The organism is Candidatus Reidiella endopervernicosa (genome assembly GCF_013343005.1).
Lineage (GTDB): Bacteria > Pseudomonadota > Gammaproteobacteria.
Window position 1 is genome coordinate 2,294,904 of the sequence record NZ_CP054491.1, and the last position, 13,170, is coordinate 2,308,073.

A 13,170-nucleotide genomic window follows, 5' to 3' on the forward strand; every position below is an offset into this window, starting at 1 on the left:
GTCAGTACCGGGTCAGTAGACCCGCTCCTTGGGTGGGAAGGAGTCAACCGAGACCGGTTTGAGCCGAACCGGTTTATAGTCGACCTGACGATCATCGTGGAAGTAGAGAGAGTGTTTCATCCAGTTCACATCATCACGATCGGGGTAGTCAATTCGAGAGTGGGCACCTCGGCTCTCGGTGCGCGCCAGGGCGGAGCTAACGGTGGCCAATGCCAGGCCCATCAGGTTCTCAAGCTCCATCGCCTCGACACGTGCCGTGTTAAACACCCGGCTGTGATCATGTAACGCAACCTGATCCATACGTTGCTCGAGCTCACTCACCTTCTCTAGCCCCTCGCGCAGAACCTCTTCGGTACGGAATACGCCACAGTATGTCTCCATGGCTTGCTGTAGTTCACTCCGCAGTCCATCGACGGTTTCACTACCATCGGTTCGATCCCAGCGCTCCAGACGTGCCATCGCCTGATCGACGCTCGCCTGATTGAGTGGGCGATGGTGTCGGTTGTGCTTCAGGTGATCAATGATGTGGTTGGCCGCCGCGCGACCAAAGACCAAAATATCGAGCAGCGAGTTACCACCAAGACGGTTGGCCCCGTGTACCGATACACAGGCACACTCCCCTGCAGCATAGAGCCCAGGGACCGGCTCTTCGGGTGCCGTATCGAGAGGTGTCACGACCTGGCCGAAGCGGTTGGTCGGAATGCCACCCATGGTGTAGTGGGCGGTAGGTGCAACTGGAATGGGGGCATCGATCGGATCGATATGGGCAAAGGTCATCGAGAGATCACGGATGCCGGGCAGACGTTTACGGATCACCTCTTCACCAACGTGATCGACCTTGAGCAGTACGTGATCCTTTTCAGGGCCACAGCCTCGCCCTTCGCGCAGCTCAATGGCGATGGCTCGACTCACCACGTCGCGACTGGCAAGATCTTTGGCACGTGGTGCATATCGCTCCATAAAGCGCTCGCCCTCGCCATTGACTAGATAGCCACCCTCACCCCGCGTTCCCTCAGAAATCAACATCCCCTTGCCGGCGATACCGGTCGGGTGGAACTGGAAGAACTCCATATCCTGGACTGGAATACCGGCACGTAGCGCCATCGCAATGCCATCGCCGGTGTTGATCAGTGCGTTGGTATTGGTGCGGAACAGCTGCCCTGCCCCACCGGTGGCGATCAGAGTGGTCTTCGCCTCGATAATCATCGGCTCACCGCTGGCGATATCGAACACCAGCGCACCTAAGATATTACCCTCATCGTCCTTGAGCAGATCGACCGCAAAGTACTCATCGAAGAAGTGGGTGCGCGATTTGATATTCTGCTGGTAGAGCGAATGGAGTATGGCGTGGCCGGTTCGGTCGGCCGCCGCACAGGTACGCGCCACCTGCTCACCACCAAAGTCGCGACTCTGACCACCAAAGGGGCGCTGATAGATCTTGCCGTTATCGAGTCGTGAGAAGGGGACGCCGAAGTGCTCCAGCTCATAGACGATTCGCGGAGCGGCACGGCACATATACTCGATCGCGTCCTGATCACCGAGGTAGTCACTCCCCTTGACCGTGTCGAACATATGCCAGTGCCAGTTATCGGGCAGTACATTGGCCAACGCCGCATTAACCCCACCCTGTGCCGCGACGGTATGTGAGCGTGTCGGGAATACCTTGGAGACCACTGCGACATGGGCCTCGGCCCGAGCCAGCTGCAGCGCTGCACGCAGACCACCGCCGCCGGCTCCGATGATCAAGGTATCAAACTTGCGATGCGCAATTGTCATCCCGCCCCCAGTAATATTTTAAATACCCAGACCGCCTCACCCAGTAACAGCGCCATTAATAGTGTCAGCATCAGCAGTCGTAACAGGGTTGGATGGATATAGTCGAGTATGACATCGCGAATACCGACCCAGGCATGAAGCAGTAGCGCGATAAAGAAGAGCGAGAAGGTGATCGTCTGCAGTGGAGATGCCATCCACTCCTGCCAACCATCAAAGGAGAGAAACGGGTCGATGGCGAGGATGAGTAGCAGATAGATTAGAAAGAGTGCGATGTAGATCGCGCTGATGCGCTGCACCAGCCAGGCATTCATCCCCTGCGCACCGTGACTCATATTAAAACTCCGGCGATCATCAACGTCAGGATCAGGGCAGCAATAACAACCCACCAGGCACTGCGTCGACTCGACTCCTTCTCAATACCAATGTCGATATCGATAAGCAGAAAGCGGATACCGGCCAGTAGATGGTGAATGAGAGCCCAGAGCATCGACAGCATCACCAACAGTGAGATGGGATGACTCAAGATGGAGAGCACCTGGTTATAACCGCTGCTATCGCGCAGCGAGAGTCCCAACAGATAGATCGAAGCGGGAATAGCGAGAAACATCAACACACCGCTGGCGCGGTGCAGAACAGAGACCCAGGCAGTTGCGGGTAGCGTAATCTTGAAGAGATTAAGGTAGACCGGACGACGCTGCATACTACTGACTACTCCTTGAATTGATCGATTAGCGGGTCGTTGGTACTCACTGCCTATAGCTTTAGCATAGATTGAAGCACATTAATATTTCCTCCCCCGATGAGCACTGAATTCCCCCTCTATCAGAGGTGTATTGAGCTGACATTGTGGACTCGATTGCATAGAATCGAGCAATACCTATTGCCTGAGAGCGAAACGATGAATTCTGAATGGAATAGCTTTTTACAGAGCGCGAAAGCACAGTTTGATGACACAGGCACGGTGAGTGGATTTGAAGACACCCCATCACCTACAGACAACCTGATCTGCGATCTTAGCCATTTCGGCACCATCCGAGTTGAGGGTGAAGAGGCGCGTGACTATCTGCAGAATCAGTTCACCAACGATATGCGTGAAGTCGATGAGAATATCGGTCAACTCAGCGCCTACTGCAGCGCCAAGGGGCGCATGCTGGCGATCTTCACCATCTATCAGCACAACGACGCCTTCTATCTGAAGCTACCTCGTCCACTGGTCGAACCGATTCTTAAGCGCCTGCAGATGTTTATTCTCCGCGCCAAGGTCACACTGACAGATCTCAGCGACGAGCTGATTCGAATAGGCGTTAGTGGTGATGCCTGCCAACAGCAATTAAAGAGCATAATGGGCGAGCTACCCGAGAACGATTTTGCAGTAACCCACAACTCCGTCTCCATCCAGCGAATTCCATCAACATCACCGCGTTATGAGATATGTGGTGACGTCGAAGCGGTAAAAACGCTCTGGCAACAACTCAGTGACGCGGTACCCACAGGGGCCGATGGTTGGGAGCTGCTCGATACTGAGGCGGGTCTACCTCAAATCTTCACCGAGACCTTCGAGGCATTCGTGCCACAGATGGTCAATCTACAGCTGGTCGAGGGTGTCAGTTTCCGCAAGGGTTGTTACCCAGGCCAGGAGGTGGTGGCACGCATGCAGTACCTAGGTAAGCTCAAACGTCGCATGTACCTCGCCCATGTCGATAGTTCAGCGGCCCCATCTCCTGGTGATGAGCTGTTTGACCCAGAGTCAGAGTCCAATCAGGGTTCCGGTAAAGTGGTCCGAGTAGCCCCACACCCTGAAGGTGGTCACTCTCTGCTGGTCGTCACCCAGATCAGCAGTGCCGAGGCCGACCGACTTCAACTCACCGATGCAGAGGGCCCTACACTGAGCATCAATGATCTGCCCTACCCGTTTGAGATCGAAGAAGCTGCATCGTAAACGCAATGGTTTGTAACCCAACCAATATAAAGGGGCCATCACGGTGGATACCAAAGAGGATTTCATCGCCGAAATCGAAGCTGACTTAGCCAATAACACACTGGTTCTACCTACTCTGCCTGAGGTTGCGCTCAAGGCACGCGATACTGTTGAAGATCCAGAGTGTAGTGTCACTGAAGTGGCTGCTATTACCGCAACCGATCCCTCGCTATCAGCGCGTCTGCTTCAAGTGGCTAATAGCCCTCTCTATCGCGCCCGTGCACCGATTGAAAACCTGAAAACGGCGATCTCGCGAATGGGGCTGACAACGACGCGCAACCTGATTACCAGTCTGGTGATGCAACAGATGTTTCAGGCGACCAGTGAGGCACTCGATACGCGGTTACGCACCCTCTGGGAACACCATGTCAACGTGGCTGCCATCTCTCGAGTTCTGGCGATGGCCTTTCCCCATCTCGATCCCGATGAGGCACTGCTGGCAGGCCTGATTCACGATATCGGCGCACTGCCCGTACTCTCAAAGGCGGAAGGGTATCGCACCATGATCAAAAACATCGAGCTTCTTGATCGGTGCGTCAGAGAATTACACACAGATCTGGGGCGGAAGATTCTACAATCGTGGCAGTTTCCCCAGGAGTTGATCGATGTGGCGGCGAATCATGAGGATATCACTCGTGACCATGATGGGCCGGTCGACTACACAGATCTGGTCATCGTCGCCAATCTGCAGAGCTATGCAGGCACCGATCATCCGTTGGCCTCTGTCGATGGCTCTACTGTTCCAGCCTTTGACAAGGTCGGCATTGAGCCGGAGATTCACATCGGTGATATCGATGACAACGCCGAACAGATCGAGGCGGTCCAGAGTATTCTGCTCGGTTAACTATCGTTGAGCCAGTTTGGCTATTTCAGACTGGTCTCTGCCAGCGCCTGTTCAATGGTATTGCTATCGAGACGCTCAAAATCATCACGATTGAAGGTCAACATCCCACCCGACATCTCGCACCATGTCAGACCACTACTCCAGGCCGGCACGGGGTGAGTTCCCTGCGAAAGCCGTGGAAAACAGTAGAGTCTGCCAGGTAGATAGAGCAGATTGTAGGGAATCTCCTGCTGATGAAATTCTTCGATTCGTTGCCAGGCTACATCTGCATCATCAAAGCGTTCACACCGTGCTGGATAGGCTCGCCCACCACCGTTGTGTTGCCACTGCGATGAGGCAACCGGCATCGGCGTCTCACGAATAAACATCTGCAGATGGAGATGGTTGATCGATGCCAGTGCGCCATAGGCGTTATAGCCGATGCCAACACCCGGAATCGAGTCGGCAAGTGATTCGACAACTTGCCAGCTATAGCGATGATCCACCTCGGTCAGAAACTGCGGCAGGCCTCGGTTTCGTTCCGGAACCAGCAGCGTATGTAGTTCAGCGAAGGGGTATTTATTGTAGAAGAGTGAGATCTCACGCCCCATCAAATCCCCCTCCCAGAGTTTCTCACTCTGCAGAAAGGGTTTGTTGAAGTTAAAACAGTTTTTATCGTATTCGGCTCGAATGCCAGTCGTTGCCTCAGCGGTCAGGCGTCGTGGACGAAACGCCCTCAGGTGGTTGAACTGAACATTCCAACCATCAATCGATCTATCCTCAGTAATATCGAGCGCCTCGAATCCGATTGCAGCCATTTTCAGAAAAACCAGCAGGTCCTCATCGCTATCGGTAATCTGATAGCCCTTCTCCAGCATCTGCTGGTAAAACCCCATTTTGGCGGTGAAGAGTGCTCGCAGATCGCCCTCCATCACCCGATAGATATCGTGATCGAAGGTTGCGTTAGCGCAGGCGAGAATAAAGGTTCCGAGCCCCTCATTGCCCAGCATCGTAAAGAGACCCGCTTCAAAGGCTGAGCGAAAGTTTGTGCTGGAGCTAAAGAGGTCACTCTGTTTCACGTGGGGCCTTCACTCTGATAATGGTTACTGCTGAAATGGTTTGTAACTGACATCGACGATATAGAACTCCGCCTCACCCGAGGGGAGTTTTACGGTGAATGAATCATCGATACGACGCTTCATCATGGCACGAGCCATCGGTGAGTCCATGCTGATATAACGTTCATCCATATCGAACTCATCGGGTCCAACGACGCGATAGGAACGCTCATCACCCGTCTCGTTTTCAAGTCTGACCCAGGCACCAAAAAATATCGTGCGAGGATCATCGGGTTCACCCTCAACAACCGCGATGTTTTCGAGTCGTTTCCTTAAAAAACGGACTCGGCGGTCAATCTCTCCGAGCTGTTTTTTTCGATAGATATACTCAGCGTTTTCCGAGCGATCTCCCTCTGCTGCCGCTGCTGAGAGTGCCGCTGTCACCTCGGGGCGCTTCTTGCGCCAGAGAAAGTCGAGCTCCTCATCGAGCTTCTGCTTTCCCTCGGGAGTGATGTACTTCGATCCCGGTTTCTGCGGCGGACGATACCTACCCATCTTGATCTGAGATGTTGTTACTCAACCGCACGCATATGGGGGAAGAGCAGTACGTCACGGATCGAGGGTGAGTCGGTGAAGAGCATGACCAGACGATCGATACCGATCCCCTCTCCCGCTGTCGGTGGCATACCGTGCTCCAGCGCGCAGATGTAGTCGGCGTCGTAGTGCATCGCCTCATCATCGCCAGCATCCTTCTCAGCAACCTGCATCTGGAATCGCTCGGCCTGATCCTCGGCGTCGTTAAGCTCGGAGAAGCCGTTGGCAATCTCACGGCCACCGACAAAGAACTCAAAACGATCTGTGACAAAGGGGTCGTTGTCGCTACGACGTGCCAGTGGTGAAACTTCGGTCGGGTAAGCGGTAATAAAGGTAGGGTCCTTGAGGCGATGCTCAACGGTCTTCTCAAAGATCTCAATCTGAACCTTGCCCAGGCCATAACCATCCTTGAGCGGGATCTCGAGCTTTTCTGCAATGGCACGTGCCTGATCCATATCATCGAGCTGGGCATCAGTTAGCTCGGGATTGAAGTGAAGGATCGACTCTTTGACCGTCATACGTGTAAAGGATTTTCCAAAGTCGTACTCCTCACCCTGATAGGTGATCTTGGTAGAGCCGATCACATCTTCAGCAATGCCACGCAGCAGTGCCTCGGTCTGATCCATCAGGTCGTGATAGGTGGCGTAGGCCTCATAAAACTCGACCATGGTGAACTCGGGATTGTGACGCGTCGAAAGGCCTTCGTTACGGAAATTACGATTAATTTCATAGACACGCTCAAAGCCACCGACAACCAGCCGTTTCAAATAGAGCTCTGGCGCGATGCGCATGAAGAGCTCCATATCGAGTGCATTATGGAAGGTGCTGAAGGGGCGTGCTGTGGCACCACCCGGTATCGCCTGCATCATCGGTGTCTCGACCTCAAGAAAACCACGAGAGTCGAAGAATTTTCGCATGTAGCTGATGACCGCCGAACGCACACGGAAGGTATCCCGAGTCACATCACTCATAATCAGATCGACATAACGCTGACGGTAACGCGCCTCGGTATCGGTCAGTCCATGCCACTTATCAGGCAGTGGACGTAGTGCCTTGGTCAGCAGTTTGAGCGAATCGACCTTAACGGAAAGTTCGCCAGTCTTGGTCTTGAACAGTGCGCCCTCAGCACCAATAATGTCACCGATATCCCACTTCTTGAACTGTTCGTTGTAGAGCCCTTCTGGAAGTGAATCGCGCTGAACAAAAAGCTGAATGCGCCCCGACATATCCTGCAGGGTGGCAAAACTCGCCTTACCCATCACGCGTTTGAGCATCATGCGGCCCGCTACCGCAACACGGATCGGTGTCGCCTCCAGCGCTTCGTTATCCTTCTCGCCATACTCAGCATGGAGTTCGGCCGCAACCACGTTGCGACGGAAATCATTAGGGAAGGCGACACCATTTTCGCGGATATCGGATAGCTTGCGACGACGCTCGGCTATCAGCTTATTTTCGTCCTGCTGTTCACTCATTATTCATCTCTCTACTCTTGCGTAGCCCGGTCTCTACAGACCGCTCTTTAAACTTGCTTCAATAAAATCATCCAGGTCGCCATCGAGTACCGCCTGGGTGTTACCGGTCTCAACCCCGGTACGAAGATCCTTAATGCGCGACTGGTCGAGCACATAGGAGCGGATCTGACTGCCCCAGCCGATGTCGGACTTGGTCTCTTCCAGCGCCTGCGACTCCGCACTGCGCTTCTGCATCTCCAGCTCATAGAGCTTCGCCTTGAGCTGCTTCATCGCCTGGTCCTTGTTTTTGTGCTGTGAGCGGTCGTTCTGACACTGCACCACGGTACCCGTGGGATTGTGGGTAATTCGAACTGCTGACTCGGTGCGATTGACGTGCTGACCACCCGCCCCCGAGGCACGATAGACATCGATACGCAGATCGGCTGGATTGATATCGATATCGATATTGTCATCGATCTCGGGTGATACAAAGACCGAGGCAAATGAGGTGTGGCGGCGGTTGCCGGAATCGAAGGGTGATTTTCTCACCAGGCGATGTACGCCGATCTCGGTACGCAACCAGCCGAAGGCGTACTCACCCTCAAAACGGATCGTGGCAGACTTTATACCCGCCACCTCACCATCGGAGACTTCCATAAGCTCGGTCTTGAAACCACGTCGCTCACCCCATCGCAGATACATACGTAGCAGGATATTGGCCCAGTCCTGCGCCTCGGTACCACCAGAGCCGGCCTGGATATCAACATAGGCGCTATTGGGATCGGTCTCGCCGGAGAACATGCGACGGAACTCAAGTTCGACCAGCTCTGTCTCAGCCTTCTCGAGATCGTCGATCACGGCATCCAGGCTCTCCTGATCATCCTCTTCACCCGCCATCTCGAGTAGATCTGAGGAGTCGTTGAGAATTGCATCGAGATTAAGGATCGTTTCAACCACCTTCGCTAGCTGGGAGCGCTCGCGCCCTAACTCCTGCGCACGTTCCGGCTCGTTCCAGACAGCGGGATCTTCTAGTTCGCGTTTGACCTCTGTTAGGCGCTCACTACGGACTTCGAAGTCAAAGGTACCCCCTAAGGGCATCTGTACGCCCACGCATCTCTTTGATTTTTTGAATGTATTGGTTGATTTCCAGCATTACGATATCCGTAGCTTAGTCTTGGCAAGAAAGCGCCGAATAATACTACAGACGGGGCATAGGGTGAACGGATTAATCGTAGTCAGCGCTGTGATGTACAGCCGCGAGGGATATAGAGTTGGACTTGAATGGTAACTAGCGTGATGAAGACTCACAGATTGGAGCCATTTTCCCATTCTTATCACGCTTACAATTGAAGCCACACTCGTAGTCGCCACCTCTTAACCTGTTGGAGGCTTTCATCTTTAGTACCACTTCAATTCGACACTCCTTGAGGGTCTCATAGTTACCAACATAGGCGTAGTTACTCAGATCATAACGGTCGGTATAGACAAAGCCATGCCACTGGTCGTTGTTGCATCCTGAGAGCAGAAGTGTAGAAGCGATAGCTGTGAGCAGAAGAGCAGTTTTCATCAATATTTCATTTCTAGGTAGTCTAATGGGATTCATTTACTTGTTGCAGATTATAGCGGCTAAGTTAAAAAGTTTCTTTAATCCCTTATGTAACTTATTGAGTTTAAAGTGAGTATAAAAAAGTAGTGCCATATTTACACATGGGTAGTGTGGTTTACATGCTCATCATTTATGAATCATTAGTTTGAGTTTGAGCGCATCTAGCGATACGACAGCTCATAATTTATACCCAACAATTTTGCACAATTTAACAAATAATCTTTTTTATCATTCAGTTAGAAGATATTGATCAAATCGAAATTAAAGTGTGAACATGGTCACACTTTTTTATAAGAAATGTCATTCTAAACGCCTATTTCATTAATTCTACTTATATGGCTTGTGCCCACCCAACCACTAAACCACAAGATATTGTGGCAATCATCAATGAAAGGGCTAAAATTTACTCTGAGTAAGGCGATAACATTGATGTAGATGTAACGGATTACGCAGTTTTCCACCGTCACTAGCAACACCTGGAGGCACTAACTATGTTGAGCATGATCTACAGACTAGCCAACCAGTTTGAGCAGAAACACGGCGTCCGTCCTAACCTTCTCTACCTGAGTCCCCAGCATCTTGAGCGGTTAAAGAGTGAGTGCCCTGAGGTTGTCGATCAGAACACGCTCTATCACTTCTTCAAGATTGAGCTTGTTGTGGGGAGAGACGTAATTCACCCGCACGTAGCGTGGTCATCGACCGCATTAAAACGCGCCGTGTAGCGGTTATACGTCCCTCTCTCTATACTGATTTCAGGTAGATAAAACGGTGCATTATCGTGCAAAAGCTGCGATAATTAGCGCCCTTTAAAATAGCTGTCTTCGTTCCTAGCAGATAATCGAAGACGTGATCAGCCTGAATTATCAGAGAGAGAGCAAGGGCCGAATGGCAAAAGAAGAAAATATCGAAATGGAAGGCACGGTGATCGACACCCTGCCAAACACCATGTTCCGCGTTGAGTTAGAGAACGGTCACGTCGTCACCGCTCACATCTCAGGGAAGATGCGCAAGCACTACATCCGCATTCTTACCGGTGACAAGGTCACCGTGCAGCTGACCCCCTACGATCTCAGCAAGGGTCGCATCACCTACCGCGCTCGCTGATCACTCAGAGGATCCAGTCAATACCGGATCCTCAATGTACCGCCTCCCTCTCCTCGACGATATCCAGTACAAGCCCTTCGCTGTCACTGGTGATGTTGACGTGGCCACCGTCGACCAACCGGCCGAAGAGTAGCTCCTCTGCGAGCGGTTTTTTGATGTACTCCTGAATAACACGCGCCATCGGCCGCGCACCCATCTTCGGATCGTAGCCCTTCTCCGCCAGCCAGAGACGTGCCTCATCATCGATCTCTATCGTCACACCCTTCTCATCAAGCTGAGCCTCAAGCTCGAGTACAAACTTGCCAACAACGTGACCGATGGTTGACGGATCGAGCGACTTGAACTGAATCACTGAGTCGAGTCGGTTTCTGAACTCAGGCGTAAAGGTCTTCTTGATGCTCTCCATACCATCGCTGGAGTGGTCCTGGGTGGTGAAGCCGATAGAACTACGGCTCATCTGCGCAGCGCCCGCGTTGGTGGTCATCACCAATACAACGTTACGGAAGTCGGTCTTACGACCGTTGTTATCGGTCAGCGTACCGTGATCCATGACCTGCAACAGCAGGTTAAAGAGATCGGGATGTGCCTTCTCGATCTCATCGAGCAGAAGCACAGCATGGGGATGTTTATTAATCGCCTCGGTGAGCAGACCACCCTGGTCGAAACCGACATAACCAGGAGGTGCGCCGATCAGGCGCGAAACGGTATGGCGCTCCATATACTCCGACATGTCGAAACGAATCAGCTCAACGCCCATGATATTGGCAAGCTGTTTGGTCACCTCGGTCTTACCAACACCGGTAGGACCGGCGAAGAGGAACGAGCCGATTGGGCGATCCTGATTACCAAGACCGGAGCGAGACATCTTGATCGCCGAGCTGAGCACATCAATCGCCTCATTCTGTCCGTAGACGACCATCTTCAGATCGCGCTCGAGGTTACGCAGCGAATCCTTATCAGAGACCGATACGGTCTTCGGCGGAATACGTGCCATCTTGGAGACAATCTCCTCAATCATCTGCACGGATATGGTCTTTTTACGCTTAGATGCCGGCTGCAGCTGCACCCGTGCACCCGCCTCATCGATGACGTCGATCGCCTTGTCGGGCAGATGACGGTCGTTGATATAGCGCTCAGAAAGTTCAGAGGCAACACGCAGGCTATTGAGCGGGTACTTAACCTTGTGGTGCTCCTCGAAGCGTGACTTAAGCCCCTTGAGGATCTCAAAGGTCTCATCGACACTCGGCTCTGGAACATCAATCTTCTGGAAACGACGCGACAGGGCTCGATCCTTCTCGAAAATGCCGCGGTACTCCTGATAGGTGGTCGAGCCGATGCACTTCAGTTCACCCGATGCGAGCATCGGTTTGATCAGATTGGAGGCATCCATCGCGCCACCCGATGCTGAACCGGCACCAATGATGGTATGAATCTCGTCGATAAAGAGCACGGCACCGGGAGTTTTTTGCAACTGAGCCAGCAGCGCCTTGAGACGTTTCTCAAAATCGCCTCGGTATTTCGTACCGGCCACCAGCGCGCCGAGATCGAGTGAGAAGATCGTATCTTCAGAGAGCACCTCGGGGACCTCGCCATCGACAATCAGCTTAGCCAGCCCCTCGGCAATGGCCGTTTTACCGACACCCGCCTCACCCACCAGTAGTGGATTGTTCTTACGACGCCTGCAGAGGATCTGTACAGTGCGTTCAACCTCCTCTTTACGACCGATTAGTGGATCGATCTCCCCGAGGCGTGCCTTCTCATTGAGATTGGTGGCGAAGCTCTCAAGTGGCTGTTTTTCACCACCGCCCTCTTCCCCCAGATCTTCACTCGAAGAGAGCGGCTCACCAAAGAGCTCCTCATCCTCATCGACCTTGGAGATGCCGTGTGAGATGTAATTGACCACATCAAGACGTGTCACATCATGCTTACCAAGGAAGTAGACCGACTGCGACTCCTTCTCACCGAAGATGGCAATGAGTACATTGGCGCCTGTGATCTCATCTCGGCCAGAGGATTGCACATGAAAGATGGCACGTTGCAGTACACGCTGAAATCCGAGGGTCGGCTGAATCTCACGCGCATCGTTGACGGGAATCAGCGGCGTTGTCTCCTCCAGGAAATCGCTCAGGTCGAGACGGAGTTTATCGATATCAACACCACAGGCCCGCAGTACCGGAGCTGCGGCCAGATTATCGAGCAGCGCAGCCAGCAAATGTTCAACCGTGACAAACTCATGACGACTGTCGCGAGCAGCCTGAAAGGCGTTGTTTAACGAGAGTTCCAGTTCTTTACTCAGCATGACCTTTTAACCTCAATTGCTTTGGCGAGTTACGCCTCTTCCAGCGTGCACAACAGCGGGTGCTGGTTGTTTCTGGAGTGGTCATTCACCTGTGAGACCTTGGTCTCGGCCACATCCCGGGTAAAGACACCACAAATTCCCTTACCCCGCGTATGCACATGAAGCATGATCTGGGTTGCCTTCTCTCGATTCATCGAGAAGAAACGCTCCAGTACCTCAATCACAAAATCCATCGGTGTGTAGTCGTCATTCACCAGTACAACCTTGTACATGGGTGGTTTTTTCAGCTTCGGCCTCTCCTCTTGCAGAGTGAGCCCGTCGTCATGTTGATGTTGATCTTCTTTATTACTCATGATGCCGATTTTAGCCGATTCTTACCGTAACGAAATACACTTTTATTACCCATTGCCTCAATTTCATCGTGCCAGATCTGCAACAGATTGCAATAACCGACGCTTTTAGTAGGTATATGGGCCTGATT

The 13,170-nt window shown here is 52.6% G+C and carries 13 protein-coding genes; 4 read left to right on the forward strand and 9 right to left on the reverse strand.

The genetic code is table 11. The features are described from left to right. Window positions 1-12: 12 nt before the first annotated feature. From sdhA to sdhC, 3 genes are read right to left on the reverse strand one after another with little or no spacing between them, the layout of a single operon-like run. A complete protein-coding gene (gene sdhA, locus HUE57_RS12705; protein WP_078482291.1) occupies window positions 13-1,776 on the reverse strand; it encodes a succinate dehydrogenase flavoprotein subunit in 1,764 nt (587 codons plus the stop codon). Further along, window positions 1,773-2,108, reverse strand: coding sequence for a succinate dehydrogenase, hydrophobic membrane anchor protein (gene sdhD / locus HUE57_RS12710; protein ID WP_078482290.1), 336 nt, complete (start codon window positions 2,106-2,108; stop codon window positions 1,773-1,775). Before sdhD ends, sdhA begins: the two co-directional genes overlap by 4 nt. Beyond that, the gene (gene sdhC, locus HUE57_RS12715; RefSeq protein WP_078482289.1) at window positions 2,105-2,476 is read right to left on the reverse strand and encodes a succinate dehydrogenase, cytochrome b556 subunit; all 372 of its coding nucleotides are present in this window, start codon (window positions 2,474-2,476) and stop codon (window positions 2,105-2,107) included. Before sdhC ends, sdhD begins: the two co-directional genes overlap by 4 nt. 261 nt (window positions 2,477-2,737) lie before the next feature. On the opposite strand from sdhC, the gene ygfZ reads away from it, so the two are divergent. Continuing rightward, window positions 2,738-3,715 (forward strand): CAF17-like 4Fe-4S cluster assembly/insertion protein YgfZ, encoded by a 978-nt coding sequence (ygfZ, locus tag HUE57_RS12720; protein ID WP_236860596.1) that lies wholly within the window; start codon window positions 2,738-2,740, stop codon window positions 3,713-3,715. A gap of 43 nt (window positions 3,716-3,758) precedes the next feature. Then, a complete protein-coding gene (locus HUE57_RS12725; protein ID WP_172840055.1) occupies window positions 3,759-4,598 on the forward strand; it encodes an HDOD domain-containing protein in 840 nt (279 codons plus the stop codon). Between the two features lie 20 nt (window positions 4,599-4,618). Here HUE57_RS12725 and HUE57_RS12730 read toward each other — a convergent pair whose 3' ends face one another. The 4 genes from HUE57_RS12730 to prfB form a co-directional block, all read right to left on the reverse strand. Further along, on the reverse strand, window positions 4,619-5,656 hold the full coding sequence (locus HUE57_RS12730) for a GDP-D-glucose phosphorylase 1 family protein (protein ID WP_078482286.1): 1,038 nt from the start codon (window positions 5,654-5,656) through the stop codon (window positions 4,619-4,621). Window positions 5,657-5,680: 24 nt separating this feature from the next. Further along, window positions 5,681-6,190, reverse strand: coding sequence for a transcription elongation factor GreB (gene greB / locus HUE57_RS12735; RefSeq protein ID WP_078482285.1), 510 nt, complete (start codon window positions 6,188-6,190; stop codon window positions 5,681-5,683). 17 nt (window positions 6,191-6,207) lie between these two features. Continuing rightward, window positions 6,208-7,701, reverse strand: coding sequence for a lysine--tRNA ligase (lysS, locus tag HUE57_RS12740; RefSeq protein WP_078482284.1), 1,494 nt, complete (start codon window positions 7,699-7,701; stop codon window positions 6,208-6,210). 33 nt (window positions 7,702-7,734) lie between these two features. Beyond that, window positions 7,735-8,833 (reverse strand): peptide chain release factor 2 gene (gene prfB, locus HUE57_RS12745; protein WP_135621922.1). Its coding sequence is split into 2 segments (ribosomal slippage): window positions 7,735-8,757 and window positions 8,759-8,833, totalling 1,098 coding nucleotides; the frame shifts between segments, so codons are not numbered across the junction. Window positions 8,834-9,786: 953 nt separating this feature from the next. Between prfB and HUE57_RS12750 the strand changes: the two genes are divergently transcribed. Together HUE57_RS12750 and infA are read left to right on the forward strand one after the other, a co-directional pair. Continuing rightward, window positions 9,787-10,008 carry a hypothetical protein gene (locus HUE57_RS12750; protein WP_135621920.1) on the forward strand — a complete coding sequence of 74 codons (222 nt, stop codon included), beginning with the start codon at window positions 9,787-9,789 and terminating at the stop codon, window positions 10,006-10,008. Window positions 10,009-10,171: 163 nt separating this feature from the next. Continuing rightward, complete coding sequence (infA, locus tag HUE57_RS12755; RefSeq protein ID WP_078482350.1) at window positions 10,172-10,390, forward strand: translation initiation factor IF-1; 219 nt, start codon at window positions 10,172-10,174, stop codon at window positions 10,388-10,390. Window positions 10,391-10,421: 31 nt separating this feature from the next. On the opposite strand, the gene clpA is transcribed toward infA, so the two are convergent. Beyond that, window positions 10,422-12,689 (reverse strand): ATP-dependent Clp protease ATP-binding subunit ClpA, encoded by a 2,268-nt coding sequence (gene clpA, locus HUE57_RS12760; protein WP_078482280.1) that lies wholly within the window; start codon window positions 12,687-12,689, stop codon window positions 10,422-10,424. 29 nt (window positions 12,690-12,718) lie between these two features. Beyond that, window positions 12,719-13,042 (reverse strand): ATP-dependent Clp protease adapter ClpS, encoded by a 324-nt coding sequence (clpS, locus tag HUE57_RS12765; protein ID WP_078482279.1) that lies wholly within the window; start codon window positions 13,040-13,042, stop codon window positions 12,719-12,721. Window positions 13,043-13,170: the final 128 nt, after the last annotated feature.